This is a genomic window from Burkholderia sp. Bp8991 (assembly GCF_003853795.1).
Lineage (GTDB): Bacteria > Pseudomonadota > Gammaproteobacteria > Burkholderiales > Burkholderiaceae > Burkholderia.
Genome location: NZ_QTQJ01000001.1, coordinates 58,111 through 84,283 on the forward strand (window position 1 = coordinate 58,111; position 26,173 = coordinate 84,283).

Here is a 26,173-nt window from a genome sequence, read left to right on the forward strand (position 1 = left end):
GATGCAATGTGATCCGCGCAAGCGGATGTGCTACAAGAACATCGAATTCCCCGCCGTACGGAACCGGAGCCGATCATGCCCTACGCAGTCCCCCAGGCCCAGCACGCCGACCGTGTGCTCGGCGCGCTCGCCGGACGCCTGCCCGCGCCGGCCGATTCCGCGCGTCTCGTGTCGTCGTGGCAGCGCTCGCTCGAGCGCTACGCGCTCGACCCGGCGTCGTCGATCGGCCCGCGCGTGCTGACCGCGGCCGAGCTGCGCGAGGTGCGCGACAAGGAGGAGGCCTTCCTGCGCGCATCGGGCCAGTGCCTGACACGCCTGCACGACATGATTCGCGTCGCCGACTACTGCGTGATGCTGACCGACGCGCACGGCGTGACGATCGATTACCGGATCGACCGCGAACGCCGCAACGACTTCCGTCATGCGGGGCTGCACATCGGCTCGTGCTGGTCGGAAAGCGAGGAAGGCACCTGCGGCGTCGCGAGCGTGCTGACCGATCTCGCGCCGATCACCGTGCACAAGACCGACCACTTCCGCGCGGCGTTCACCACGCTCACCTGCAGCGCGGCCCCGATCTTCGCGCCGGGCGGCGAACTGATCGGCGTGCTCGATGCGTCGGCCGTCCAGTCGCCGGACGGCCGCGACAGCCAGCGTCTCGTGTACCAGCTCGTGCGGCAGAGCGCGGCGCTGATCGAGGATGGCTACTTCGTGCACAGCACCGCGCAGCACTGGATATTGTTCGGGCATCCGAATCGTCACTACGTCGAGGCGCAACCCGAATGGCTGATCGCGTTCGACGAATGCGGCAATATCGTCGCCGCGAACCGGACGGCGCGCGACGCGCTGCCGGCGCTGCGCGAACCGCGCCATATCGACGAGATCTTCGATGCGACCGAGATGCCGCTGCGCGACGCCGCGCGGCTCGATGCGATCGTCGCGCTGCGGCTGCGCGCGACGGGCGCCCCGCTCTACGCACGGCTGCGCGCGCCGCTACGGCGCGCCGGCCGCGAAACCGGCACGGCACGAGCCGCCCCGGCATCGCGCCGCCCCGGCACCGCGCAGCGCCACGTCGGCGCGCTGACGCCGTTCCTGCACAGCAGCGACGCGCGGGTCGCGCAGCAGGCCGAACTCGCGCTGCGTGTCGTGAGCAAGCGGCTGCCGATTCTCGTGCTTGGCGAAACCGGCGCGGGCAAGGAAGTGTTCGCCCGCGCGATCCACGACGCCGGTGCGCGACGCACACGGCCGTTCGTCGCGGTCAACTGCGGCGCGCTGCCCGAGGCGCTGATCGAAAGCGAGCTGTTCGGCTATGCGGCCGGTGCGTTCACCGGTGCGCGCAAGCACGGCGCGCGCGGCAGGATCGCGCTCGCCGACGGCGGCACGCTGTTCCTCGACGAAATCGGCGACATGCCGCTCACGCTGCAGACGCGCCTGCTGCGCGTGCTCGCCGACGGCGAGGTCGTCCCGCTCGGCAGCGATACGCCGGTGCGCGTCGATCTCGACGTGATCTGCGCGACGCACCGCGATCTCGCGCGGATGGTGGCCGACGGCACGTTCCGCGAGGATCTGTATTACCGGCTGAGCGGCGCGACGTTCGAACTGCCGCCGCTGCGCGAGCGCGCGGACGTGCGCGACGTGATCGCCGCGGTGTTCGCCGAGGAAGCGCAGGCGACCGGCCATGTGCTCACGCTCGACGCGACGCTCGCCGAGCAGCTCGCCGCGTATCCGTGGCCCGGCAACGTGCGGCAGCTGCGCAACGTGCTGCGCTATGCGTGCGCGGTGTGCGACGCCGCACGCGTGACGCGGCGCGACCTGCCCGCCGATCTCGCCGCGCAGCTCGGTGCGGGCCCGGCCGGCGCGCTGCCGGACGACGAACGCGGCCGCATCGTCGCGGCGCTCACCGCGCATCGCTGGCGGCCGGACGCTGCCGCGCAGGCGCTCGGCATCTCGCGCGCGACGTTGTACCGGCGGATCGCGAAACACCGGATCGTCGCGCCGCACCGCCTCTGAAGCATTGGGCTCGCGCGATGCGTCGGCACGCGTCGCGTCACGCGGCGCGCGCGCCCGCTTCGGTCGTGCCGGCGTCCCGACCGGCCGCTTCATCGCGCCGCGTGAACACCTCGTGCGCGGCGAACAACGCGTTGAGGGCGGCCGGAAAACCCGCGTAGACGGCCATCTGCATGAACACCTCGACGATCTCGTCGCGCGTGCAGCCGACGTTCAGCGCCGCCTCGACATGCACCTTCAGTTGCGGCTGCGCGTTGCCGAGCGCGGCCAGCGCGGCGATCGTCGCGATCTCGCGCGCTTTCAGGTCGAGCTGCGGCCGGCTGTAGATGTCGCCGAAACCGAATTCGACGATCAGCCGCCCGAAGTCCGGCGCGATCGGCGCAAGCGACGCGATCACGCGTTCGCCTACTTCGCCGTCGATTTCCTTCAGCTTGTTCCAGCCGCGCGCATAGCGATCTTCAACGAGTCGTTCCATGGTGTCCGTCCTGTTCCGAGAATGAGTGAGTAGGGTTCGCCCGTCGTTCCGTCTCGCGTTCCTGCGTCTCGTAGTACGTGATCTTGTCGCCGATCGCGTCGAGGCTTGCCTGCAACTCCGCGATATGCGCGCGCACCGCGTCGCGATGCGCGACCAGCAAGTCCCGCCGTGCACCGAACGTCGACTCGCCTTGCGCACGCAGCGCCGCGAACTGCTGCATCTGCGCGATCGGCATGCCGGTCGCCTTCAGGCGCATCACGAAGTCCAGCCAGTCAAGATCGGCCGGCGCGTAGAGCCGGTGCCCGGCCGCCGTGCGCGAAATCGCGCGCAGCAGGCCGGCCTGCTCGTAATACCGCAGCGTATGCGTCGACACGCCGGTCAGTTCGGCGACTTGCCCGATCGTGAGCGGACCGGCGGTGGAGGATCTGGATACGGTTTTCGACATGGCGGGAACAAGGTTAGGAGTTAGAGTTCACTCTAAGTCAAGCGTTGTCGCACGGCCAAGTACAACAATTTGGAATCACCGCCGCGGACACCGTAAAGAATGGTCAAAACGGCCACCCGACGCGGCTTTCCGTCTTTACAGCGACGCAAGCCTTCAGCAAGATTCGGTCAGCCTGTCTCAAAAAGGGCACGCATTTGTCCTATGCTTAACGGCGACGCCCGGCCAGGTCTCGCCCCGCCGTCCGTTGCAACAGCCATTCATCCGTCAGAACCAGGGAGCCTTTGCCATGCTGAAAAAGCTGCTGATGCTGTTCGTCGCGCTATCGCTGTCGCTTGCCGCCGGCCTCGCCGCGGCCGTCGAAGTCAACACGGCCGACCAGGCCGCGCTCGAATCGGTGAAGGGCCTCGGCCCCGTGAAGTCGAAGGCGATCATCGACGAACGCACCAAGAACGGCCCGTTCAAGGACGCGGACGATCTCGCGAACCGCGTGAAGGGTCTCGGCACGAAGTCGGTCGGGCATCTGGAGGAAAACGGCCTGACGATCGGCGGCTCGTCGACGCCGCCGAAGGGCGTGAAGCTGTCGAAGCCGGCCGCGACGACCTCGTCGACCACGTCGGCCACGACGCCGGCAGGCACCGCTCCGACGTCGACGACCGCGACGGCCGGCACGACGGCTGCGGCACCTGCACCGGCCGCGAGCGCTCCGGAAGCGGCGACCAAGCCGGCCAAGGGCAAGCGCGCCTCGAAGAAGGAGAAGGCGGCCGCAGCCGCGGCGGCCTCCGCCGACGCGGGCGCGAGCGCGCCGGCCGCAGCGTCGTCCACGAAGGCGACGAAGGGTTCGAAGAAGAAGAGCAAGAAGGACAAGGCAGCCTCCGCCGCCGCGGCGTCGGGCGCCTGATGTGCGCCGCGTGCGCGATGGCGTGCGCGCGGCATTCGATCAACGGGCGCCGTCGTCACGGCGCCCTTTTCAGTAAAGGTGAAGAACCATGGGTCTCCTCGATATCGTTGGCGGTCTTCTCGGCGGCCAGGCCGGCGGCAACTCGCAAAGCGCGCTGATCGCGACCGCGCTCGAATTCATCAACAACCAGCCGGGCGGGCTGAACGGCCTGATCGAGAAGTTCCAGAAAGGCGGCGCCGGCGACGTGATCGGCTCGTGGGTCGGCACCGGCGAAAACCAGCCGATCTCGCCCGACACGCTGCAGAACGTGCTCGGCTCGGACGTCGTCGGTTCGCTCGCCAGCAAGATCGGCATCGATCCGGGCCAGGCCTCGTCGATCCTCGCGCAGGTGCTGCCGCACGTCGTCAACAGCGCGACGCCGAACGGCGAAGTGCCGGCCGGCGGCCAGATCGACACGTCGAACGTGCTGGGCACGCTCACGCAGCTCGCCGGCATGTTCGGCGGCAACAAGCAGGCCTGAGCCGCGCCGGCTGACGGCCTCGCCGGCGGTTTCGGCCGCCCCATATGCAAACACCCCGCCTGAGCGGGGTGTTTGTTTTTGCGTGCCCGGCGCGAACCGGACACGCGGCCGATTGCCGGCGATCAGTGCACGACGCGGTCGAACACGAACTGGCCGTCGTTGACGTCGACCGGGATCACGTCCTTCGGACCGAAGCGGCCCGCGAGGATCAGCTTCGCGACCGGGTTCTCGATCTCCTGCTGGATCGCGCGCTTCAGCGGCCGCGCGCCGAACACCGGATCGTAGCCGACCTTCGCGATCTGCTCGAGCGCCGCCGGCGACACGTCGAGCGCCATGTCGAGCTTCGCGAGCCGGTCGTGCAGGCGCGCGAGCTGGATCTTCGCGATCGACTCGATGTTGCTGCGATCGAGCGCGTGGAACACGACGACGTCGTCGATCCGGTTCAGGAACTCCGGACGGAAGTGCTGCTTCACTTCGAGCCACACGGCGTCCTTGATCTCTTCCTGCGGCGAACCCGTCATCGCCTGGATCACCTGCGAGCCGAGGTTCGATGTCATCACGATCACCGTGTTCTTGAAGTCGACCGTACGCCCCTGCCCGTCGGTCATGCGGCCGTCGTCGAGCACCTGCAGCAGCACGTTGAACACGTCCGGATGCGCCTTCTCGATCTCGTCGAGCAGGATCACGCTGTACGGCTTGCGGCGCACGGCTTCCGTCAGGTAGCCGCCTTCCTCGTAGCCGACGTAGCCCGGCGGCGCGCCGATCAGCCGCGCGACGCTGTGCTTCTCCATGAACTCGCTCATGTCGATGCGGATCAGGTGCTCTTCGGAATCGAACAGGAACGACGCCAGCGCCTTGCACAGCTCGGTCTTGCCGACCCCCGTCGGGCCGAGGAACAGGAACGAGCCGTACGGACGGTTCGGATCGGCGAGACCCGCGCGCGAACGACGGATCGCATCCGCGACCGCGCTGATCGCCTCGTCCTGGCCGACCACGCGCTCGTGCAGCTTCTCCTCGATGTGCAGCAGCTTCTCGCGTTCGCCCTGCATCATCCGCGACACCGGAATCCCGGTTGCGCGCGACACGACTTCCGCGATTTCTTCGGCGCCGACCTGCGTGCGGAGCAGCCGCGGACGCGTCGGGTTGTGCTGCTCCTGCTCTTCGGCCTGCGTGACCTGCTTCAGTCGCGACTCGAGTTGCGGCAGCTTGCCGTACTGCAGCTCGGCGACCTTCTCCAGCTTGCCCTCCCGCTGCAGACGCGCGATGTCGGCGCGCACCTTCTCGATCTCTTCCTTGAGCTGCGCGCTGCCCTGCACCGCGGCCTTCTCGGCGGTCCAGATCTCTTCCAGGTCAGCATATTCGCGGCCGAGCCGCTCGATCTCTTCCTCGATCAGCTGCAGGCGCTTCTGCGACGCTTCGTCCTGCTCCTTCTTCACGGCCTCGCGCTCGATCTTCAGCTGGATCAGCCGGCGATCGAGCTTGTCCATCTCTTCGGGCTTCGAATCGATTTCCATCTTGATCTTCGACGCAGCCTCGTCGATCAGGTCGATTGCCTTGTCCGGCAGGAAACGATCGGTGATGTAGCGATGCGACAGCTCGGCCGCGGCGACGATCGCCGGGTCGGTGATGTCGACGCCGTGGTGCAGTTCGTACTTCTCCTGCAGCCCGCGCAGGATCGCGATCGTCGCCTCGACGCTCGGCTCGTCGACGAGCACCTTCTGGAAGCGGCGCTCGAGCGCGGCATCCTTCTCGATGTACTTGCGGTATTCGTCGAGCGTGGTCGCGCCGATGCAGTGCAGCTCGCCGCGCGACAGCGCCGGCTTCAGCATGTTGCCCGCGTCCATCGCGCCTTCGGCCTTGCCGGCACCGACCATCGTGTGAATCTCGTCGATGAACACGATCGTCTGGCCTTCGTCCTTCGCGATGTCGTTGAGCACGGCCTTCAGGCGCTCCTCGAACTCGCCGCGGTACTTCGCGCCGGCGAGCAGCGCGGCCATGTCGAGCGACAGCACGCGCTTGCCCTTCAGCGTCTCCGGCACTTCGCCGTTGACGATCCGCTGCGCGAGCCCTTCGACGATCGCGGTCTTGCCGACGCCCGGCTCGCCGATCAGCACCGGGTTGTTCTTGGTGCGGCGCTGCAGGATCTGGATCGAACGGCGGATTTCGTCGTCGCGGCCGATCACCGGATCGAGCTTGCCCGCGCGGGCGCGCTCGGTCAGGTCGACCGTGTATTTCTTCAGCGCCTCGCGCTGGCTTTCCGCGTCCTGGCTGTGCACCTGCGAGCCGCCGCGCACCGCGGCGATCGCGGCTTCGAGCGCCTTGCGCGTGAGGCCGTGCTGGCGGGCCAGCTTGCCGGCTTCGCCCTTGTCGTCGGACACGGCGAGCAGGAACATCTCGCTCGCGATGAACGTGTCGTTGAGCTTCTGCGCTTCCTTGTCGGCCTGGTTCAGCAGCCCGGCCAGCTCCCGGCCGATCTGGATGTCGCCGCCCGTGCCCGTCACTTGCGGCAGGCGCGAAATGGCTTCGTTCAGCGCGCCTTGCAGCGCCTGCACGTGAACGCCCGCGCGCGACATCAGCGAGCGGGCGGAGCCGTCCTGCTGCGCGACCAGCGCCGCCAGCACGTGAACGGGTTCGATGTATTGATTGTCGCGCCCTGCCGCGAGGCTTTGCGCGTCAGAGAGTGCTTCCTGGAACTTGGTGGTGAGCTTGTCGATTCTCATTTGGTGAGACCTCCAATTTTCGATTAACACCAAGATGAGGATGGTTATACGGGTTTCAAGCGGAATTCGGGTTGATTCAACGCAAAAATCGCCGGGCGGCGACCCGCCGGCCTGTGGGCGGGCCGCAGCGCGGACGGCGGGGATGGCGCCGGCGTGTCAGTCGCCCCTCGACGACGATTCGGCGGCCGCCGGCGCGTCATCCCCGGACGGTTCGGCGCGCACGCGCGCGATCGGACGAATGCCCAGCAGCGCGGCGAGCGGCGACGCGGGCACGCTCAGCTCGCCGAGCGTGTGGCGGTCGAGCTCGGCGAAGAATGCGTCGCGCGCGGCCGCCAGCACACCTTTCAGGCGGCACTGCGGCTCGATCACGCAGCCGCGCGCCTCGTCGCCGTCGGCCACGAAGCAGCCGACCAGCGCGAAATCGTTTTCGGTCGCACGCACCACCTGGCCGACCGTCAGCTTCAGCGATTCGGGGAACAGCCGCAGCCCGCCGTTGCGGCCGCGCACGGTGTCGACCCAGCCGAGCTCGCCGAGCTGCTGCACGACTTTCATCAGATGGTTCTTCGAGATGCCGTAGGCGTCCGAGATCTCCTGGATCGTCGCGAGCCCCTCGCCGCGCACGGCGAGATACAACATGACGCGCAGCGAGTAGTCGGTGTAGTCGGTGAGTCTCATGAGCAGATACGGAAAATCGTCGATCGTGCCCCGCTCGGGCGAAGCGGGTCGATCGGAACGCGCGCCGAGGCGGCTGTCGAGGCCACCGACGACGCCGGGTTGCCGGGACGGCCTGCGCGCAATAAGATGCATGGAATCTGCGCATTTTTCAGGCAGGGGTGGACGCTATTTTGCGTCAAAATCCCGTCGGCGTCCTGCGCGTTGCCCGCGCCATCGTTCCGCCGACACGTCACCGATACCCTGAATTTCCCGGCCCTTTTTTGCCATGACCGCCCTGCCCGCCACGCCCGATACCGCTCCGGCCCGCCTGCGCGACGCCGAACCGACCGAAGACAACATCCGCGACCTCGTGTACGCGTTCTACGACCGCGTGCGCGCCGATCCGCTGCTGGGCCCCGTGTTCGACGCGAAGCTGGACGGCCGCTGGGACGACCATCTGCCGAAGATGGTGAGCTTCTGGTCGAGCCTCGTGCTCGGCACCAAGAGCTATCGCGGCAACGTGCAGCAGGCGCACCAGCCGCTCGACGGGATCGAGCCCGCGCATTTCAGCCGTTGGCTGTCGCTGTTCCTGAAGACCGTCGAGGGGCGCTACACGCCGCCCGCGGCCATCCGCTTCATGGAGCCCGCGCTGCGGATCGCGCAGAGCCTGCAGTTGAGCCGCTTCGGCTGGGATTACCCGATTCCGCCCGAGCAGCAGGCGCTGCTCGACGCGATCGCGCCGCGCCGCCGCGACACGGGCGACGATCCGCATGCGCTGCCGTCACGCGCCCGCGGCGAGCCGTTTCCGACGAGGATCATCGGACGCGGCACGGATCCGGACGCCTGACACGACGATTCGCTGCGCTCGAACCCTCGAGCGCCTGCGGCACATCGCCGCACAATGCGAACGCCGCGCTCAACGCGGCGTGTTGCCCGATTCGACGCCCCAGCGCGCGAGCGCCGCATCGTCGGTACTGCGGGCATCGACCCAGCGCTCGCCGTCCGGCGTCGTTTCCTTCTTCCAGAACGGCGCCTCGGTCTTCAGGTAGTCCATCACGAATTCGCAAGACGCGAACGCGTCGCCGCGATGCGACGCGACCGTCGCGACCATCACGATCTGGTCGAGCGGCAGCAGCCGGCCGACGCGGTGCACGATCGCGACGTCGATCCCGGGCCAGCGCCGGCCGGCCTCGGCGGCGATCTTCTCGAGCGCCTTCTCGGTCATCCCCGGATAGTGCTCGAGTTCCATCGCGGCGACCGAATCGCCTTCGTTCAGGTCGCGCACGGTGCCGACGAAGCATGCGACCGCGCCGATCTTCGGGTTGCGCGCGCGCAGTGCCGCGACTTCGGTGTTCAGGTCGAAGTCGTCGGTCTGGATTCGTATCGTTGCCATCATCTGCCTCTGTCGACCAGAGTTGGCGCTTTAGCGCTTACTCTGGTCCCATGCTTTGCGGTCGACCAGAGTTAGCGCTTTAGCGCTTACTCGGGTCCCATGCTTCGCGGTCGACCAGAGTTGGCGCTTTAGCGCCTACTCTGGTCCCATCCAAAGCTCAACCGCCCGTCACCGGCGGAAAGAACGCGACCTCGCAACCGTCGGTGAGCCGCGTATCGGGATCGGTCATCTCGTGATTGCATGCCATGCGCAACGCGCGCCCTTCGGCGAGCGTTTCGGCCCACGCGCCGCCACGCAGGCGCAGCCACGCGCGCACGTCGCCGACGGTCGTCACGCCGTCCGGCACGTCGGCCTGCTCGTCGGACACGCCCAGCGCCTCGCGCACGCTTGCAAAGAATTTCAGCTGAATCTTCATAAGTCGGGAAGCCGTCGTATTACGACAGCAATTCGGAAAACGGAATGAAACGCACGGTCTCGCCCGCGCTGATCGCGTGCTGCGGCGGATTGTCGATCAGTCCGTCGCCCCAGACCGTCGACGTCAGCACCGCCGAGCTCTGGTTCGGGAACAGGTCGAGGCCGCCGGCCGCGTTGACGCGCGCGCGCAGGAATTCGTTGCGCCGGTCGCCCTTGCCTTGCGAGAAGTCCGCGCGCAGCGACAGCGCGCGCGGCGCGACGTCGCGCACGCCGGACAGGCGCAGCAGGAACGGCCGCACGAACAGCAGAAACGTGACGAAGCTCGACACGGGGTTGCCCGGCAGCCCGATGAAATGGGCGTCGGGACGCGCGTCGCCGCGGCGCACCGCGCCGAACGCGAGCGGCTTGCCCGGCTTCATCGCGATCTGCCACAGCGCGAGCCGCCCTTCGGCCTCGACGGCCGGCTTCACGTGATCCTCGTCGCCGACCGATACGCCGCCGCTTGTCAGGATCACGTCGTGATCGCGCGCGGCCTCGCGCAGCGTGTCGCGGGTCGCCGCGAGCGAGTCGGGCACGATCCCGTAATCGGTCACGTGGCAACCGAGCCGCTCGAGCAGCCCGCGCAGCGTGAAGCGGTTCGAGTTGTAGATCGCGCCGGGCTTCAGCGGCTCGCCCGGCATCGTCAGTTCGTCGCCGGTGAAGAACACCGCGACGCGAATCCGCCGCGCGACCGACAGCTGCGCGCAGCCGACCGACGCGGCCAGCCCGAGCGCCTGCGGCGTGAGCCGCGTGCCGGACGGCAGGATCACCGAACCCTGGCGGATGTCCGCGCCCTGCGCGGTGATCCATTCACCGGCCTTCGGCGTGTGCAGGATCTCGACCGCATCGCCGTCGGCCGACGTCTGTTCCTGCATCACGACGGCGTCGGCGCCGGGCGGCACCGTCGCGCCGGTGAAGATCCGCGCGGCCGTGCCCGCCGCGAGCGGCGCAGCCGGATGGCCGGCAGGAATCCGCTGCGACACCGGCAGGCGCCGCTCGCCGTGCAGCAGGTCGGCGACGCGCACCGCGTAGCCGTCCATCGCGCTCGTATGCATCGGCGGCACGTCGAGCGGCGAACTCACGTCGGCCGCCAGCACACGGCCGAGCGCATCGAGCGTGGCGACGGTTTCGGCGCCGGGCAACGGCTTCGCGGCTTCGAGCAGCGCGGCGAGCGCTTCGGCGGTCGACAGCATCGGCGCGCGCGGCGCCGCGGGATTCGGATTCGACATCGATGGAATCGGGGAAACGTTGGAGTCAATACGTCATTGTAGCGACGCCGTCGCGCCCACGCGCGATATGCCGGACATGCGGCAACTGTGATCGGCGCGAACACGCGGCACTGGCACTCGTTTCGATTTACTTGTTTCGATTCGCGCGCCGTCGGACGGCGCGCCCGTGCGCGGCCGCGGCCCAACCCAAACAAAACGGCCGGAACCCCGATCCGTGCGACGAATCGGCATTCCGGCCGTGCTGCGCCGCCGGGCTTGCGCCCCCGCGGCACGGTGCTACCCCCCGGTGCTACGTCATGCGCCCGTATGCGCGACGATGAAGTCCTTCACCTGCTGCGCGTCGGCCTTCACGACCTCGAAACGCTGCGGCAGCGCCTCGAGCCCGTCGAATGCAGCCGGCCGCTCGGCCTCGCGATCGAGCGCTTCGCGGATCGTCTCGCCGAACTTGATCGGCTGGGCCGTCTCGAGCACGACCATCGGCACGCCCGCGTCGAGATGCTCGCGCGCGACCTTCACGCCGTCGGCCGTGTGCGTATCGATCATCGTGTCGTAGCGCGAGAACACGTCGCGGATCGTCGCGATACGGTCCGTGTGGCTGCTGCGGCCCGACACGAAGCCGAACTCGGCGACGCGCGCGAAATCGCCGCTCGCCGCGAGATCGAAACCACCCTTCTCCTCGACGTCGCGGAACAGCTGCATCACGCGGGCCGGATCGCGGCCGAGCAGGTCGAACACGAAGCGCTCGAAGTTCGATGCCTTCGAGATGTCCATGCTCGGGCTGCTCGTGTGATAGGTGTTTTCCGCGCTGCGCACGCGGTATGCGCCGGTGCGGAAGAACTCGTCGAGCACGTCGTTCTCGTTGGTCGCGACCACGAGCTTCGCGATGGGCAGGCCCATCATCCGCGCGATGTGACCCGCGCAGACGTTGCCGAAGTTACCCGACGGCACCGTAAACGACACGCGCTCGTCGTTCGACGTCGTCGCCGCGAAATAGCCCTTGAAGTAGTACACGACCTGCGCGACGACGCGCGCCCAGTTGATCGAGTTGACCGTGCCGATCTTCTGCTGCGCCTTGAACGCGTGATCGTTCGAGACGGCCTTCACGATGTCCTGGCAGTCGTCGAACACGCCTTCGACCGCGAGGTTGAAGATGTTCGGATCCTGCAGGCTGAACATCTGGGCGGTCTGGAACGCGCTCATCTTCTTGTGCGGCGACAGCATGAACACGCGCACGCCTGCCTTGCCGCGCATCGCGTACTCGGCCGCGCTGCCGGTGTCGCCCGACGTCGCGCCGAGGATGTTCAGCGCTTCGCCGTGCTTCGCGAGCGTGTACTCGAACAGGTTGCCGAGCAGCTGCATCGCCATGTCCTTGAACGCGAGCGTCGGGCCGTTCGACAGTTCGAGCAGCGACAGCGCCGCGCCGTTCTCGGTGCCGAGCGTCTTCAGCGGCGTGATGTCGGACGCATTCTCGCCGTGGCGCGTGTTGCTGTATACGGCGGCCGTATAAGTGCGGCGCGTGATCGCGCGCAGGTCGTCGGCCGGCACGTCGTCGCAGAACTTCGACAGGATCTCGAACGCGAGATCCGCGTACGGCAGCGTGCGCCAGCGCGCGAGTTCGTCGGCCGACACTTGCGGGTATTCGGCCGGCAGGTACAGCCCGCCGTCCTTCGCAAGGCCGCCGAGCAGGATGTCGGAGAACGTGTGGCGCTCGCCGATGCCGGCGCCGCGCGTGGAGATGTAGTTCATGTCGTTCCTGGTCCTCAGTTCAGCGCTTCCATACGCAGCTTCGTCACCTTCGAGACCACCGTCGCGAGGCTCTCGATCTGCGCGATCGCCGCGTTCACGTGCTTCTCGAGCGTCTCGTGCGTGATCAGGATGATGTCGGTTTCGCCGTTCGCGTCGTCGACCTGCTCCGATTCCTTCTGCAGCAGCGCGTCGATCGAGATGCCCGTGGCGGCGAGGATGCGCGTGATGTCCGCGAGCACGCCGGTCTGGTCGGCCACGCGCAGGCGCAGGTAGTAGCCGCTCGTCACTTCCTCGATCGGCAGGATCGGCGTGTTCGACAGGCTGTCCGGCTGGAACGCGAGATGCGGCACGCGATGCTCGGGGTCGGCCGTGTGCAGGCGCGTGACGTCGACGAGATCCGCGACGACCGCCGACGCGGTCGGTTCCGCGCCCGCGCCCTTGCCGTAGTACAGCGTCGTGCCGACCGCGTCGCCGTGCACGACGACCGCGTTCATCGCGCCCTCGACGTTCGCGAGCAGGCGCTTCTCCGGAATCAGCGTCGGGTGCACGCGCAGCTCGATGCCGTTTTCGGCGCGGCGCGCGATGCCGAGCAGCTTGATCCGGTAGCCGAGCTCTTCCGCGTAGCGGATGTCGGTCGCGTCGAGCTTGCTGATGCCTTCGACGTAGGCACGGTCGAACTGGACCGGCACGCCGAACGCGATCGCGCTCATGATGGTCGCCTTGTGCGCGGCGTCGACGCCTTCGATGTCGAAGGTCGGATCGGCTTCCGCATAGCCGAGCTCCTGCGCGGCCTTCAGCGCGGTCGCGAAGTCGAGGCCGCGGTCGCGCATTTCCGACAGGATGTAGTTCGTCGTGCCGTTGATGATGCCGGCGATGTACTGGATGCGGTTCGCGGTCAGGCCTTCGCGCAGCGCCTTGATGATCGGGATGCCGCCGGCGACGGCCGCCTCGAACGCGACCATCACGCCCTTCTCGCGCGCGGCCTCGAAGATCTCGGTGCCGTGTACCGCGAGCAGCGCCTTGTTCGCCGTCACGACGTGCTTGCCGTTCGCGATCGCGCGCAGCACGAGCTCGCGTGCGATGCCCGTGCCGCCGATCATCTCGGCGATGATCGAGATCGACGGATCGTCGACGACCGCGTTGAAATCGTCGGTGATCTGCGCGGCGCCGGCGTTACCGCCGAGCGCGGCCTGCGCCTTGGCCGGATTGCGCACGGCAATGCGCGCGATCTCGATGCCGCGCCCCGCGCGTCGCTTGATTTCTTCCTGGTTGCGGTGCAGCACCGTGAAGGTGCCGCTGCCGACGGTGCCGAAGCCCAACAGGCCAACTTTGATCGGTTCCATGCTGCGTGTGATCGATGAGTAAGAATTGAATGAATGCCGGGGGACGCTGTCCGCTCAGACCGAATGACGCTTGCGGTAGCCGTCGAGGAAGCGCGCGATCCGGTTGATCGAATCGGTCAGGTCGTCGAGGTTCGGCAGGAAGACCACGCGGAAGTGATCCGGCGCCGCCCAGTTGAAGCCCGTCCCCTGCACGAGCAGCACGCGTTCCTCGAGCAACAGGTCGAGGATGAACTGCTGGTCGTTCTGGATCGGATAAAGCTTCGGATCGAGGCGCGGGAACATGTACAGCGCGGCCTGTGGCTTCACGCAGGTCACGCCGGGAATCGACGTGAGCATGTCGTACGCGAGCTCGCGCTGCTTGAAGAGGCGCCCGCTCGGCACGATCAGCTCGTTGATGCTCTGGTAGCCGCCGAGCGCGGTCTGGATCGCGAACTGCCCGGGCACGTTCGCGCACAGGCGCATCGACGACAGGATCCCGAGGCCTTCCAGGTAATCCTTCGCGCGCCGGCGGTTGTCGCCGCCGAGGCCCGACACGGCCATCCAGCCCGCGCGGTAGCCGCACGAGCGATAGCTTTTCGACAGGCTGTTGAACGTGACGGTGATCACGTCTTCCGACAGCGAGCCCAGCGCCGTGTGCTCGAGCCCGTCGTAGACGATCTTGTCGTAGACCTCGTCGGCGAACACGATCAGCCCGTGCTGACGCGCGATCTCGAGCAATTCGAGCAGCAATTCGTCGGAATAAAGCGCGCCGGTCGGGTTGTTCGGGTTGATCACGACGATCGCCTTGGTGTTCGGCGTGATCTTGCGGCGGATGTCGTCGAGGTCGGGCATCCACGCGTTCTGCTCGTCGCACACGTAGTGCACGGGCGTGCCGCCCGACAGGCTCACGGCGGCCGTCCACAGCGGGTAGTCGGGCGCCGGCAGCAGCACTTCGTCGCCGTCGTTCAGCAGCGCCTGGGTCGCCATCACGATCAGCTCGGACGCGCCGTTGCCGATGTAGATGTCGTCGAGGCCGACACCGACGACGCCCTTTTGCTGCGTGTAGTGCATCACGGCCTTGCGGGCCGAGAACACGCCCTTCGAATCCGAATAGCCGGACGACGCCGGCAGGTTGCGGATCATGTCCTGGATGATTTCGTCCGGCGCGTCGAAACCGAACGGCGCGAGGTTGCCGATGTTCAGCTTGATGATGCGGTGGCCTTCTTCCTCGAGGCGCTTCGCGTGCTCGAGCACCGGGCCACGGATGTCGTAGCAGACGTTGAGCAGCTTGTTCGACTTCTGAATCGGTTTCACGACGACACGGTTCCTGGGTTGGCCTTGCGGCCGGGGGACGGGATCAAAACTGGAGAGCGGCTGGTCTATGCGCGCTGTCTAGACTGGGGAAAATGCGGGCAGTCGGACGCGGCTTGTGGCAACGCACGATGCAAGTGGCGCCCGGGGGCGACCAAAAAGTTATAATTTAGCGGATTTTGGCCAACTTTCGCAATGCACCATGGCCGCTCCGGGCCCGCGCCGTCAGGCGTCCCGCGTGCGCCGGTCGCGAAACGGCCGCCCGGGCCCGTGCGGCCCTTGCCAGACCTTCCCTCCACGGAACCGCGGAATACCGATTTGAAACTGCACCAGGACACGAGCGGCGCGCTCAACACCGTCACCGGCTACGGCCCCGATTATGTCGACGTCAACCTCCAACGCCACGAAGGGAGCGTCATCGTGCTGCCCGGCGCGCCGGTGCGGGACTGGCCCGTGTCGTCGTTCGACGCGCTTGCGCCCGAGCATTTCGCGATGCTGCTCGACCCGGCCCCCGAACTCGTGATCTTCGGCAGCGGCGCGCGGCTGCGCTTCCCGCACCCGCGCCTCGTGGCCGCGCTGACGGCCAAGCGGATCGGCGTCGAGACGATGGATTTCCAGGCCGCCTGCCGGACCTACAACATCCTGATGGCCGAGGGCCGCAAAGTGGCCGCCGCGCTCTTAATTGAACGTTAATCCCCGATGCGGTAAAACTCGGGCCGGCACACCGGGTCGATCCCCGGATCATCACGCGGATCGGCAACCGGCAGCAAGCCGGCCGCCGCCGGCGCGACCCGCCGGCGGCGCTTACAACAACCAACAGGCTGAAAATTCATGAACGATACGCCGTCGAGGCTACCGCTCAATCGCATCACGCTCGTCCTCCTGCTCGTCGCGCTCGCGATCGTCTGGTTCGCGCCGCTCGGGCTGCGCCACCTGATCCCGAGCGACGAAGGCCGCTACGCGGAAATGGCGCGGGAAATGTTCGTCACCGGCGACTGGATCACGCCGCGCTACAACGGCTACAAGTATTTCGAGAAGCCGCCGCTGCAGACCTGGCTGAACGCGCTGACGTTCGCCTGGTTCGGCATCGGCGAATGGCAGGCGCGCCTGTACACGGGCCTCGCCAGCTTCGCCGGCGTGCTGCTGGTCGGCTTCACGGGCGCGCGCCTGTTCAACCCGTTGTCCGGCTTGCTCGCGGCCGTCGTGCTCGCGTGCTCGCCGTACTGGAACCTGATGGGCCACTTCAACGCCCTCGACATGGGGCTCGCGTTCTGGATGGCGCTGTCGCTCTGCTCGCTGCTGCTCGCGCAGCGGCCCGGGCTGCCGGCGGGCGCGGTGCGCGGCTGGATGTGGGCGTGCTGGGCCGCGATGGCGTTCGCCGTGCTGTCCAAGGGCCTCGTCGGCCTGATCCTGCCCGGCGCCGTACTGGTGCTCTATACGCTGATCGCCCGCGACTGGGCACTGTGGAAGCGACTCTACCTGGTCAGCGGCCTCGTGATCTTCTTCGCGATCGTCACGCCGTGGTTCGTGCTCGTCCAGCAGCGCAACCCCGAGTTCTTCAATTTCTTCTTCATCGTCCAGCAGTTCCGCCGTTACCTGACCCCGGAGCAGAACCGCCCGGGCCCGTTCTACTATTTCGTGCCGGTACTGCTGGTCGGCTTCCTGCCGTGGCTGTCGGTCGCGTGGCAGAGCATCCGCCACGCGCTGCGCATGCCGCGCCAGCCGAACGGCTTCTCGCCGATGCTCGTGCTGCTGATCTGGAGCGCGTTCATCTTCCTGTTCTTCAGCACGTCGCACTCGAAACTGATCTCGTACGTGCTGCCGGTCGCGCCGGCGCTCGCGCTGATCATCGGCGCGTACCTGCCGCTGATGAACGCCGACCGGTTCCGCCGCCACCTGCTCGGCTACCTCGTGTTCTTCGTCGTCGCGGCGTTCGGGATCATCTTCCTCGCGTATCAGGGCGACGCCCGCACGCCGAACGCGCTGTATCGTGCGTTCCAGGTGTGGCTGTACGCGGGCCTCGCGGTCGCGGGCGCGCTGACGCTCGCGGCCGCCTGGCTGAACCGCCGCGTGGGCGTCGCGGCCGCGATCATCGCGTTCGGCGCCGCGTGGCTCGCGTTCGGCACGATCGGCGGCACCGGTCACGACGAATTCGGCCGCTACAGCTCGGGCGCGCTGCTCGCGCCCGCCGTGCGCGCCGAACTGGCGAAGCTGCCGCCCGACACGCCGTTCTACTCGATCGAGATGCTCGATCACACGTTCCCGTTCTATATGGGCCACACGACGATCATGGTCCAGCGCCAGGACGAGCTCGCATTCGGCATCTCGGTCGAGCCGGACAAGTGGATCCCGACCGTCGACCAATGGATCGAACGCTGGAAGCAGGACACCCATGCGCTCGCGATCATGCCGCCCGGCCAGTACGACACGCTGGTCAGGCAAGGCGTGCCGATGCGCGTGATCGCGCGCGACAACCGCCGCGTGATCGTCGAGAAACCGCAATCGTAAGGACGCCCGCCGCATGAATCCCGTTTCGTTCGTCTGCATCATCACCGGCGTGATGCTCAACGCCTGTGCGCAACTTCTGCTGAAAGCCGGCGTCAACGCCGTTGGACACTTCGAATTCAGCCGTGCGAACATCCTGCCGGTCGGCCTGAAGATCGCGACCCAGCTGCCGATCATCGGCGGCCTCGGCTGCTACGTGCTGAGCGTCGTCGTCTGGATTGTCGGGCTGTCGCGGGTCGACGTGTCGATCGCCTACCCGATGCTGTCGCTCGGCTACGTGGTCAACGCGTTCGCCGCCTGGTACCTGTTCGGCGAGGTGCTGTCGGTCCAGCGGCTGGTCGGTATCGGCATCATCCTGATCGGCGTGCTCGTGCTCGCGCGCAGTTGAGCGCGCCCCGCCGGCCCGGCGGGCATTAAGCGTCCGCCTACAAAAAATCACGGTACGAATCCGGCAACCGGTGTTTAATGCCGGTTTCGGGCCGGATCGCCCGACCCCTTTATTACACGCCATTACAGGCAAAGTGTTCATGAGCCAGACTACCGCTCCGTTCCTGCCGTTCACCCGCCCCGAGATCGACGAGGAAACCATCCAGGGCGTCGTCGACGTGCTGCGCTCGGGCTGGATCACCACCGGCCCGCAGAGCCAGAAGTTCGAAGCCGCGCTGTCCGAGTACTGCGGCGGCCGTCCGGTCCGCGCGTTCAATTCGGGCACCTGCACGCTCGAGATCGGCCTGCGCATCGCGGGCGTCGGCCCCGGCGACGAGGTGATCACGACGCCGGCGTCGTGGGTGTCGACCAGCAACGTGATCCTCGAGACGGGCGCGACGCCCGTGTTCGCCGACATCGACCCCGTCACGCGCAACATCGACCTCGACAAGCTCGAGCAGGCGATCACGCCGCGCACGAAGGCGCTCATCCCGGTCTACCTGGCCGGCCTGCCGGTCGACATGGACCGCCTGTACGCGATTGCGCGCGCACACAACCTGCGCGTGATCGAGGACGCCGCGCAGGCGCTCGGCTCGACGTGGCAAGGCAAGCGCATCGGCGCGATCGGCGACATCGTGTCGTTCAGCTTCCACGCGAACAAGAACCTGACGACGATCGAAGGCGGCGCGCTCGTGCTGAACAACGAGGACGAGGCGACGCTCGCGCAGAAGTACCGACTGCAGGGCATCACGCGCACCGGCTTCGACGGGATGGACTGCGACGTGCTCGGCGGCAAGTACAACCTGACCGATGTCGCCGCGCGCGTCGGCCTCGGCCAGCTGCCGCACCTCGAGCGCTTCACCGCGCAGCGCCGCGCACTCGCGCGCGCGTATTTCGCCGCGCTCGACGGCGGTGCGGCCGTGCAGCTCGGGCTCGGCCTGCCCGTCGCCGATTTCGAGAACAGCAACTGGCACATGTTCCAGGTCACGCTGCCGCTCGACCGGCTGTCGATCTCGCGCGCCGATTTCATGGCGCAGATGAAGGAGCGCGGCATCGGCACGGGCGTCCACTACCCGGCCATCCATCTTTTCACGCTGTATCGTGCGCGCGGCTTCAAGGAGGGCATGTTCCCCCACGCCGAACGATACGGCGCATCGACCGTCACGCTGCCGCTCTTCACGCAGATGACGGAAGACGACGTGCGTCGCGTGGCCGACGCCATCAACCAGATTTGCGAACAATACGGAAAATAAGCGTACATGAATCACCTTGAAGCACGCGCCGGGCATCCGGGCGCCGCGAACCCGGAGGTATCGGTCATCATCCCCGTGTACAACGAGGAAGACGGCCTGGCCGCGCTGTTCGCGCGGCTCTACCCGGCACTCGACGCACTCGGCACGTCGTACGAAGTGATCCTGATCAACGACGGCAGCCGCGACCGCTCGGCCGCGATGCTGGCGGACCAGTTCCACGTGCGCCCCGACACGACGCGTGTCGTGCTGCTCAACGGCAACTACGGCCAGCACATGGCGATCCTCGCCGGCTTCGCGCAGTCGCGCGGCGAGATCGTCATCACGCTCGACGCCGACCTGCAGAACCCGCCCGAGGAAATCGGCAAGCTGATCGCGAAGATGCGCGAGGGCTACGACTACGTCGGCTCGATCCGCAAGCAGCGTCAGGACAGCCTGTGGCGTCGCAAGGCGTCGCAGATGATGAACCGGCTGCGCGAGCGCATCACCCGGATCAAGATGACCGACCAGGGCTGCATGCTGCGCGCGTACAGCCGCCGCATCATCGACACGATCAACGTGTGCGGCGAAGTCAACACGTTCATCCCCGCGCTGGCCTACACGTTCGCGCAGAAACCGACCGAAATCGAGGTCGCGCACGAGGAACGCTTCGCGGGCGAGTCGAAGTACTCGCTGTACAGCCTGATCCGGCTGAACTTCGACCTCGTGACGGGCTTCTCGGTCGTGCCGCTGCAGTGGCTGTCGTTCATCGGCGTGATCCTGTCGCTCGGCTCCGCCGCGCTGTTCGTGCTGCTGCTCGTGCGCCGCTTCATCGTCGGCGCGGAAGTGCAAGGCGTGTTCACGCTGTTCGCGATCACGTTCTTCCTGCTCGGCGTGATCATCTTCGCGCTCGGCCTGCTCGGCGAATACGTCGGCCGCATCTACCAGCAGGTGCGTGCACGGCCGCGCTACCTGATCCAGGCCGTGCTCGAACAGCACGACGGCATGCCGGCGGTGCCGGCCCCCGCGAGCCGCACGGGGACGTCGCAATGAAGCCGCGCGCCGTCGTCTTCGCGTATCACAACGTCGGCGTGCGCTGCCTGCAGGTGCTGCTGGCACGCGGCGTCGACGTCGCGCTCGTCGTCACCCACGAGGACAACCCGAACGAGAACATCTGGTTCGGCAGCGTCGCATCGGTGGCCGCCGAGCACGGGATCCCGGTCGTCACGCCGGCCGACCCCGCCGAGCCGGCACTGCGCCGCGCGGTATCCGACGCGCGGCCCGAGTTCATCTTCTCGTTCTACTACCGCCACATGCTGCCGGTGGACCTGCTCGCGATCGCTCCGCGCGGCGCGTACAACATGCACGGTTCGCTGCTGCCGAAATACCGGGGTCGGGTACCGACCAACTGGGCCGTGCTGAACGGCGAAACGGAAACCGGCGCGACGCTGCACGAGATGGCCGCGAAGCCCGATGCGGGCGCGATCATCGGCCAGACCGCCGTGCCGATCCTGCCGGACGACACGGCCGCGCAGGTGTTCGACAAGGTGACGGTCGCCGCCGAGCAAACGCTCTGGCGCGTGCTGCCCGCGCTGCTCGCGGGCGAGGCGCCGCACCTGCCGAACGATCTCGCGAACGGCAGCTACTACGGCGGGCGCAAGCCGGAGGACGGCCGCGTCGACTGGTCGAAGCCGGCCGCGCAGGTCTACAACCTGGTACGCGCGGTCGCGCCCCCGTATCCGGGCGCGTTCACCGACGTCGCCGGCACGCGTTTCGTGATCGCCCGCGCGCGCCTCGCGGCGCCCGGCAGCGCCGCCGCCGCGGCCGCAGCGGATTTGCCGCCCGGCCTGCACGTAAGCGATAATGCGCTATTCGGCGTCTGCGGCGACAGCCGCGCCCTATCCATTCTCGAGCTGTGGCAGCAGCGCGACGGCAGCGAAACCGTCGTGACGCCCGCGGAATTCGCGCAGTTCATTCATTCTTCCCGTCATTCATGAAAGCAAAAAAAGTCCTGATCCTGGGTGTGAACGGCTTCATCGGCCATCACCTGTCGAAGCGCATTCTTGAAACCACCGATTGGGAAGTGTTCGGCATGGACATGCAGACCGATCGGCTGGGCGACCTCGTCAACCACGAGCGGATGCACTTCTTCGAAGGCGACATCACGATCAACAAGGAGTGGGTCGAGTATCACGTGAAGAAGTGCGACGTGATCCTGCCGCTCGTCGCGATCGCGACGCCCGCGACCTACGTCCAGCAGCCGCTGCGCGTGTTCGAGCTCGACTTCGAGGCGAACCTGCCGATCGTGCGTTCGGCCGTCAAGTACGGCAAGCACCTCGTGTTCCCGTCGACCTCCGAGGTCTACGGCATGTGCTCGGACGAGCAGTTCGACCCGGATGCATCGGCGCTCACGTACGGCCCGATCAACAAGCCGCGCTGGATCTACGCCTGCTCGAAGCAGCTGATGGACCGCGTGATCTGGGGCTACGGGATGGAAGGCCTGAACTTCACGCTGTTCCGTCCGTTCAACTGGATCGGCCCGGGCCTCGACTCGATCTACACGCCGAAGGAAGGCAGCTCGCGCGTCGTCACGCAGTTCCTCGGCCACATCGTGCGCGGCGAGAACATCAGCCTCGTCGACGGCGGCTCGCAGAAGCGCGCGTTCACCGACATCGACGACGGCATCAGCGCGCTGATGAAGATCATCGACAACAAGAACGGCGTCGCATCGGGCAAGATCTACAACATCGGGAATCCGAAGAATAATTTCTCGGTTCGCGAACTCGCGCACAAGATGCTCGAACTGGCCGCCGAATACCCGGAATACGCCGGCTCCGCGAAGCAGGTGCAACTCGTCGAAACGACGTCGGGCGCCTACTACGGCAATGGCTACCAGGACGTGCAGAACCGCGTGCCGAAGATCGACAACACGATGCAGGAGCTCGCCTGGGCGCCGCAATCGACGTTCGACGACGCACTGCGCAAGATCTTCGAAGCGTATCGCGGCCATGTCGCCGATGCGCGCGCGCTGGTCGAGCAGCAGAACTGACGGGACGCTCGCTTGGCTCGTATCGTCCTCAAGATCGACGTCGACACGCTGCGCGGCACGCGCGAAGGCGTGCCGAACCTCGCGCGCATCTTCGACCGCTTCAGCGCGCGCGCGACCTTCCTCTTCAGCCTCGGGCCCGATCACACGGGCTGGGCGCTGCGGCGCGTGTTCCGCCCTGGCTTCCTGAAGAAGGTGTCGCGCACGTCGGTGGTCGAGCACTACGGCGTGAAACAGCTGATGTACGGGGTACTGCTGCCGGGCCCCGACATCGGCCGCCGCGCGATCGCCGACATGCGCGCGATCCACGAGGCCGGCTTCGAATGCGGGATCCATACGTGGGATCACGTGTACTGGCAGGACAACGTGCGCGTGCGCGATCGCGACTGGACCGCGCGTGAAATGCAGAAGAGCCATGCGCGCTTCGTCGACGTCTTCGGCGCGCCGCCCGCAACGCACGGCGCGGCCGGCTGGCAAATGAACGACGCGGCGTTCGAGCAGATCGACGCGTGGGGGATGCGCTACGCATCCGACGGCCGCGGCCATTCGCCGTATCTGCCCGTGGTCGGCGGCCGCACGCTGTCGCACGTGCAGATGCCGACCACGCTGCCGACCCTCGACGAAGTGCTCGGCATCGACGGCATCGACACGCACAACGTCGCCGCGCACATCCTGAAGTTCACGGAAACCAATCCGCACGACCAGGTGTTCACGCTGCATGCGGAACTGGAAGGCCAGAAGCTCGCGCCGGTATTCGAGCAGCTGCTCGCCGGCTGGCGCGCACAGGGCCATACGTTTGCGACGATGGGCGACTACCACGCGACGCTGGACCGCGACTCGCTGCCATCGTACCCTGTCACATGGGGCGAGATTCCCGGCCGCTCCGGCGAGCTGATCGTCCAGCCCGACTGAGTTCGCGCGCGCCCGCGCCGCCTGCCCTGCCCTTGCGGCGTGCCGCCGCGACGCCCCGCCGAACCGCGCCGCCCGAGCGGCGCCTTTCCATAACAACAGGAGAAACACGTGTCCGTCGAAGTTGACCGTCAAGTTCCCGATTTCACCGCACCGGCGACGGGCGGCGACATTTCGCTGTCCGACCTCAAGGGCAAGAAGCTCGTCCTGTATTTCTATCCGAAGGACAACACGCCGGGCTGCACCACCGAAGGCCTGCAGTTCCGCGATCTCTATCCGAAGTTCAAGAAGGCCGGCGCCGAAGTGATCGGCGTGTCGCGCGACAGCCTGCGCTCGCATGACAATTTCAAGGCGAAGCTCGAACTGCCGTTCCCGCTGATTTCCGATGCCGACGAGGCGCTGTGCGCGCTGTTCGATGTCATCAAGATGAAGAAAATGTATGGCAAGGAAGTGCGCGGAATCGAGCGTTCGACGTTCCTGATCGACGCCGACGGCGTGCTTCGCCAGGCATGGCGCGGCATCAAGGTGCCCGGTCACGTGGACGACGTGCTAAGTGCTGTACAAGCGCTTTGAGCCGCGTTATATTGGGCCGCAATGAATGCCAGTTCGCCCCATATTTCTCGTAGCTGCGCCGGTGCCCGTTGCGATGCTTTCCGGCACCTGACGCGCATCACGACGGTATCAGCCGAGCCGCATGTCCCGGTCCCCGGGGCAGCGGCTTTTTTTATGGACTGCGCGCCGGCTCTCGGTCCGGCCCCTCACCCCGTCAAGGAGCTGATCGACACTTAGGCGAACCGGCTAGACGAATTTCCTGTGCGCCACCGCGCGCAAACTGCATGCACCTTCCACGTCACGCAGGATGCGATCAGCGGCGCACGCCATGCGACACGATTCCTCCCGAGGGACACCATGCCTTTGCCTACTGCCCCCAGCAAGCTCGGCAGCCTGCTGCCGCCCGATGAATACAAGGCGAAAGCGCGGCCCGCGAAAGCCGCGAAGAAATCCGCCGAAGGGGACGCCTCCACAGCCGGAGAATATGGCCCGGCCAGCGTGGCCCAACCGATGACCGAAGCCGCGAACACGGCCGCGCCGCTGCGCGCCGTCGCGGCGTCGACGCAAGAAGCCGCGGGCACGCCCGCACGCGGTCGCAAGACCAGACAGACGGCCGCGCTGCTGCAGCCGATGCCGGCACCGGTCGAACCGGCGGCCCCTGCCGCCCCCGCCGCGCCGGTCGTCGCACGCAACGACAAGCCCGGGGCCGGCAAGCCGACCACCGCGAGCGCACGCGATGCCGGTGCCGCGACGAAGTCGCGCAGCCGCAAGCCGGCCGAAGCCGAATTGCAGAAGCTGTTCGTGCTCGACACGAACGTGCTGATGCACGACCCGAGCAGCCTCTTCCGCTTCGAGGAACACGACGTCTATCTGCCGATGATGACGCTCGAGGAACTCGACAACCACAAGAAGGGGATGTCCGAAGTCGCGCGCAACGCGCGCCAGGTGAGCCGCACGCTCGACGCGCTGGTCGCCGACGGCGGCCCGATCTCCGACGGCATTCCGCTGTCGCGTCTCGGCAGCCGCGAGGCGCTCGGCCGCCTCTACTTCCAGACCAGGCTCGCGGACATCGCGCCGGTCGAAGGCCTGCCCGCAGGCAAGGCCGACAACCAGATCCTCGGCGTCGTGCGCGCGCTGCAGCGCGACCGGCCGGACCGCCAGGTCGTGCTGGTGTCGAAAGACATCAACATGCGCATCAAGGCGCATGCGCTCGGCCTGCCCGCGGAAGACTACTTCAACGACCAGGTCCTCGAGGACAAGGATCTCCTCTATAGCGGCGTGCGCGAATTGCCGCAGGACTTCTGGACGAAACACGCGAAGGGGATGGAGAGCTGGCAGGACACGAAGACGGGCACCACGTACTACCGCGTGACGGGCCCGCTCTGCGGGTCGATGCTCGTCAACGAGTTCGTCTATCTCGAGCCGCAGAACGGCGAGCCGACGTTCCACGCGATCGTGCGCGAGCTGAACGGCAAGACGGCGCTGCTGCAGACGCTGCGCGACTACAGCCACCACAAGAACAACGTGTGGGGCATCACCGCGCGCAACCGCGAGCAGAACTTCGCGCTGAACCTGCTGATGAACCCCGAGATCGACTTCGTCACGCTGCTCGGCCAGGCCGGCACCGGCAAGACGCTCGTCGCGCTCGCGGCCGGCCTCGCGCAGGTGCTCGACGACAAGCGCTACAACGAGATCATCGTGACGCGCGCGACCGTGCCCGTCGGCGAGGACATCGGTTTCCTGCCCGGCACCGAGGAAGAGAAGATGCAGCCGTGGATGGGTGCATTCGACGACAACCTCGAAGTGCTGCAGAAGACCGACGACGCAGCCGGCGAATGGGGCCGTGCGGCGACGCAGGAGCTGATCCGTTCGCGCCTGAAGGTGAAGAGCATGAACTTCATGCGCGGACGCACGTTCGTCGACAAGTACCTGATCATCGACGAAGCGCAGAACCTGACGCCGAAGCAGATGAAGACGCTCGTGACGCGCGCAGGCCCCGGCACGAAGATCGTGTGCCTCGGCAACATCGCGCAGATCGACACGCCTTACCTGACCGAAGGCAGCTCGGGCCTGACCTACGTCGTCGACCGCTTCAAGGGCTGGGGCCACAGCGGCCACGTGACGCTCGCGCGCGGCGAACGCTCGCGGCTCGCCGACTACGCGTCGGACATCCTGTAACGCGATACGCCGGCTGCCCGCCGGCCTCCGACGCCACGCGGCGCTCCGGTTTCCGGAGCGCCGTTTTCATTTTTGGGGTCGAAAACGTTGGTCATGCTTCGTTACGCAACAACCTCACTTACACGCGAAACTTCAAGTAAATTCTCAGGAATGGTTGC

25 protein-coding genes and 1 pseudogene are annotated in these 26,173 nt (G+C 67.0%); 14 read left to right on the forward strand and 12 right to left on the reverse strand.

Annotated elements, in window-relative coordinates; genetic code table 11:
• Positions 1-75 precede the first annotated feature (75 nt).
• On the forward strand, positions 76-2,007 hold the full coding sequence (locus DIE02_RS00275; protein ID WP_124486286.1) for a sigma-54-dependent Fis family transcriptional regulator: 1,932 nt from the start codon (positions 76-78) through the stop codon (positions 2,005-2,007).
• A gap of 37 nt (positions 2,008-2,044) precedes the next feature.
• Here the strand turns inward: DIE02_RS00275 and DIE02_RS00280 are convergent, their stop codons facing one another.
• Complete coding sequence (locus tag DIE02_RS00280) at positions 2,045-2,479, reverse strand: carboxymuconolactone decarboxylase family protein (protein WP_124486285.1); 435 nt, start codon at positions 2,477-2,479, stop codon at positions 2,045-2,047.
• The gene (locus DIE02_RS00285; protein WP_124486284.1) at positions 2,463-2,924 is read right to left on the reverse strand and encodes a MerR family transcriptional regulator; all 462 of its coding nucleotides are present in this window, start codon (positions 2,922-2,924) and stop codon (positions 2,463-2,465) included. The genes DIE02_RS00280 and DIE02_RS00285 overlap by 17 nt, the downstream gene beginning before the upstream one ends.
• A 286-nt stretch (positions 2,925-3,210) precedes the next feature.
• On the opposite strand from DIE02_RS00285, the gene DIE02_RS00290 reads away from it, so the two are divergent.
• Both DIE02_RS00290 and DIE02_RS00295 read left to right on the forward strand, forming a co-directional pair.
• On the forward strand, positions 3,211-3,822 hold the full coding sequence (locus DIE02_RS00290; RefSeq protein WP_124486283.1) for a helix-hairpin-helix domain-containing protein: 612 nt from the start codon (positions 3,211-3,213) through the stop codon (positions 3,820-3,822).
• Between the two features lie 88 nt (positions 3,823-3,910).
• Positions 3,911-4,342 (forward strand): YidB family protein, encoded by a 432-nt coding sequence (locus DIE02_RS00295; RefSeq protein WP_124486282.1) that lies wholly within the window; start codon positions 3,911-3,913, stop codon positions 4,340-4,342.
• Positions 4,343-4,464: 122 nt separating this feature from the next.
• Here DIE02_RS00295 and clpB read toward each other — a convergent pair whose 3' ends face one another.
• Both clpB and DIE02_RS00305 read right to left on the reverse strand, forming a co-directional pair.
• Positions 4,465-7,062, reverse strand: coding sequence for an ATP-dependent chaperone ClpB (gene clpB / locus DIE02_RS00300; RefSeq protein ID WP_044847251.1), 2,598 nt, complete (start codon positions 7,060-7,062; stop codon positions 4,465-4,467).
• 156 nt (positions 7,063-7,218) lie between these two features.
• Positions 7,219-7,737 carry an Rrf2 family transcriptional regulator gene (locus DIE02_RS00305; protein ID WP_124486281.1) on the reverse strand — a complete coding sequence of 173 codons (519 nt, stop codon included), beginning with the start codon at positions 7,735-7,737 and terminating at the stop codon, positions 7,219-7,221.
• A gap of 265 nt (positions 7,738-8,002) precedes the next feature.
• Here DIE02_RS00305 and DIE02_RS00310 point away from each other — a divergent pair, with 265 nt between their 5' ends.
• Positions 8,003-8,563 (forward strand): group III truncated hemoglobin, encoded by a 561-nt coding sequence (locus DIE02_RS00310; protein ID WP_044847249.1) that lies wholly within the window; start codon positions 8,003-8,005, stop codon positions 8,561-8,563.
• A gap of 69 nt (positions 8,564-8,632) precedes the next feature.
• Here DIE02_RS00310 and DIE02_RS00315 read toward each other — a convergent pair whose 3' ends face one another.
• The 6 genes from DIE02_RS00315 to DIE02_RS00345 form a co-directional block, all read right to left on the reverse strand.
• Complete coding sequence (locus tag DIE02_RS00315) at positions 8,633-9,109, reverse strand: molybdenum cofactor biosynthesis protein MoaE (RefSeq protein ID WP_124486280.1); 477 nt, start codon at positions 9,107-9,109, stop codon at positions 8,633-8,635.
• Between the two features lie 157 nt (positions 9,110-9,266).
• The gene (gene moaD, locus DIE02_RS00325) at positions 9,267-9,524 is read right to left on the reverse strand and encodes a molybdopterin converting factor subunit 1 (protein WP_006758354.1); all 258 of its coding nucleotides are present in this window, start codon (positions 9,522-9,524) and stop codon (positions 9,267-9,269) included.
• Between the two features lie 19 nt (positions 9,525-9,543).
• A complete protein-coding gene (gene glp / locus DIE02_RS00330; protein ID WP_124486279.1) occupies positions 9,544-10,791 on the reverse strand; it encodes a gephyrin-like molybdotransferase Glp in 1,248 nt (415 codons plus the stop codon).
• Positions 10,792-11,085: 294 nt separating this feature from the next.
• On the reverse strand, positions 11,086-12,537 hold the full coding sequence (thrC, locus tag DIE02_RS00335) for a threonine synthase (RefSeq protein ID WP_044847246.1): 1,452 nt from the start codon (positions 12,535-12,537) through the stop codon (positions 11,086-11,088).
• A 14-nt stretch (positions 12,538-12,551) separates the two neighbouring features.
• Positions 12,552-13,880, reverse strand: coding sequence for a homoserine dehydrogenase (locus DIE02_RS00340; protein WP_124486278.1), 1,329 nt, complete (start codon positions 13,878-13,880; stop codon positions 12,552-12,554).
• 54 nt (positions 13,881-13,934) lie between these two features.
• The gene (locus DIE02_RS00345) at positions 13,935-15,173 is read right to left on the reverse strand and encodes a pyridoxal phosphate-dependent aminotransferase (protein ID WP_124486277.1); all 1,239 of its coding nucleotides are present in this window, start codon (positions 15,171-15,173) and stop codon (positions 13,935-13,937) included.
• Between the two features lie 315 nt (positions 15,174-15,488).
• Here DIE02_RS00345 and DIE02_RS00350 point away from each other — a divergent pair, with 315 nt between their 5' ends.
• On the forward strand, positions 15,489-15,863 hold the full coding sequence (locus tag DIE02_RS00350) for an Mth938-like domain-containing protein (protein ID WP_006754746.1): 375 nt from the start codon (positions 15,489-15,491) through the stop codon (positions 15,861-15,863).
• Here the strand turns inward: DIE02_RS00350 and DIE02_RS35775 are convergent.
• Entirely contained in the window at positions 15,860-16,003 is a 144-nt protein-coding gene (locus tag DIE02_RS35775) for a hypothetical protein (protein ID WP_185641306.1), read from the reverse strand. The genes DIE02_RS00350 and DIE02_RS35775 overlap by 4 nt on opposite strands.
• On the opposite strand from DIE02_RS35775, the gene DIE02_RS00355 reads away from it, so the two are divergent.
• The 8 genes from DIE02_RS00355 to DIE02_RS00390 all read left to right on the forward strand — a co-directional run bounded on the left by DIE02_RS00355 (position 16,002) and on the right by DIE02_RS00390 (position 23,858).
• Positions 16,002-17,678, forward strand: a complete 1,677-nt coding sequence (locus DIE02_RS00355; RefSeq protein WP_124486276.1) for a glycosyltransferase family 39 protein — start codon at positions 16,002-16,004, stop codon at positions 17,676-17,678. The two genes, DIE02_RS35775 and DIE02_RS00355, sit on opposite strands and share 2 nt — an antisense overlap.
• Positions 17,679-17,691: 13 nt before the next feature.
• A complete protein-coding gene (locus DIE02_RS00360; protein WP_044847242.1) occupies positions 17,692-18,063 on the forward strand; it encodes an EamA family transporter in 372 nt (123 codons plus the stop codon).
• Positions 18,064-18,202: 139 nt separating this feature from the next.
• Positions 18,203-19,354, forward strand: coding sequence for a DegT/DnrJ/EryC1/StrS aminotransferase family protein (locus DIE02_RS00365; protein ID WP_044847241.1), 1,152 nt, complete (start codon positions 18,203-18,205; stop codon positions 19,352-19,354).
• Positions 19,355-19,360: 6 nt separating this feature from the next.
• The gene (locus tag DIE02_RS00370) at positions 19,361-20,383 is read left to right on the forward strand and encodes a glycosyltransferase (protein ID WP_044847240.1); all 1,023 of its coding nucleotides are present in this window, start codon (positions 19,361-19,363) and stop codon (positions 20,381-20,383) included.
• Positions 20,380-21,327: a formyltransferase gene (locus DIE02_RS00375; protein ID WP_124486275.1), complete on the forward strand. Its 948-nt coding sequence runs from the start codon at positions 20,380-20,382 to the stop codon at positions 21,325-21,327. The genes DIE02_RS00370 and DIE02_RS00375 overlap by 4 nt, the downstream gene beginning before the upstream one ends.
• Complete coding sequence (locus DIE02_RS00380; protein WP_124486274.1) at positions 21,324-22,379, forward strand: bifunctional UDP-4-keto-pentose/UDP-xylose synthase; 1,056 nt, start codon at positions 21,324-21,326, stop codon at positions 22,377-22,379. Before DIE02_RS00375 ends, DIE02_RS00380 begins: the two co-directional genes overlap by 4 nt.
• Before the next feature lie 12 nt (positions 22,380-22,391).
• Positions 22,392-23,288, forward strand: a complete 897-nt coding sequence (locus tag DIE02_RS00385; protein WP_124486273.1) for a polysaccharide deacetylase family protein — start codon at positions 22,392-22,394, stop codon at positions 23,286-23,288.
• Between the two features lie 108 nt (positions 23,289-23,396).
• Entirely contained in the window at positions 23,397-23,858 is a 462-nt protein-coding gene (locus DIE02_RS00390; RefSeq protein ID WP_006756046.1) for a peroxiredoxin, read from the forward strand.
• Positions 23,859-24,051: 193 nt separating this feature from the next.
• On the opposite strand, the pseudogene DIE02_RS36300 reads toward DIE02_RS00390, so the two are convergent.
• Positions 24,052-24,245, reverse strand: a pseudogene (locus tag DIE02_RS36300) (hypothetical protein).
• On the opposite strand from DIE02_RS36300, the gene DIE02_RS00400 reads away from it, so the two are divergent.
• Positions 24,195-26,015 carry a PhoH family protein gene (locus DIE02_RS00400; protein ID WP_124486272.1) on the forward strand — a complete coding sequence of 607 codons (1,821 nt, stop codon included), beginning with the start codon at positions 24,195-24,197 and terminating at the stop codon, positions 26,013-26,015. The pseudogene DIE02_RS36300 and the gene DIE02_RS00400 overlap by 51 nt on opposite strands.
• The last annotated feature ends 158 nt before the right edge of the window (positions 26,016-26,173 follow it).